The sequence below is a fragment of the Undibacterium umbellatum genome, assembly GCF_014284125.1.
GTDB classification, from domain to species: Bacteria; Pseudomonadota; Gammaproteobacteria; order Burkholderiales; family Burkholderiaceae_D; genus Undibacterium; species Undibacterium umbellatum.
In genome coordinates this window covers 1-744 of sequence record NZ_JACOFX010000062.1, presented here as the reverse complement: position 1 = coordinate 744, position 744 = coordinate 1, and the positions used below count along the sequence as shown (strand labels likewise).

Genomic DNA, 744 nt, shown 5'->3' with positions numbered 1-744 from the left:
GCCAAACCCGCGACTTAACAGGTCTGGAAAACGGCCGCTACAAATGCAGCAAAACCAACTACGACACCCACGTCCCCTATGCCAAGCTCGATGTCTGGGCCAAATTCCCCGACTTCCAAACCCGCATTCGCGACGTCATCGTCAAACGCCAGGCGCTAGACCGCATGGTCATGGGCTTCCACGGCACCAGCATCGCCCCCAATACCGACATCCTCGCCCACCCCCTGCTCCAAGACGTCAACATCGGCTGGCTGCAACACATGCGAGAAGACGCCCCACAGCGCGTCATGTCCCACGGCAACGCCCCAGGCAAAGTCAAAATCGGCCAAAACGGTGACTACGCCAACCTCGACGCCGCCGTCTTCGATGCCATCACCCTCCTCGACCCCTGGTTCCGTGAAGACGCAGGCCTGGTCTGCATCGTCGGCCGCGAACTCATGCACGACAAATACTTCCCCCTGGTGAACACCAACCACGCCCCCACCGAGACCCTGGCCGCCGACATCATCATCAGCCAAAAGCGCCTGGGCGGCCTGCAAGCCGTCAGCGTCCCCTACTTCCCGCCCAACAGTTTCCTCATCACCCGCTACGACAACCTGTCCATCTACTACCAAGAAAGCGCCCGCCGCCGCCAGATCGTCGACAACGCCAAGCGCGACCGTATCGAAAACTACGAATCCTCGAATGACGCCTACGTCGTCGAAGACTACGGCATCGCCGCCCTCGTTGAAAACATCGAACTCG

General features: G+C 60.3%; 1 protein-coding gene. It reads left to right on the top strand.

Translation table 11 applies throughout. The features are described 5' to 3' along the window. The coding region (locus H8L47_RS29165; protein WP_186957334.1) for a phage major capsid protein, P2 family at positions 1-744 on the top strand (744 nt) is incomplete at both ends.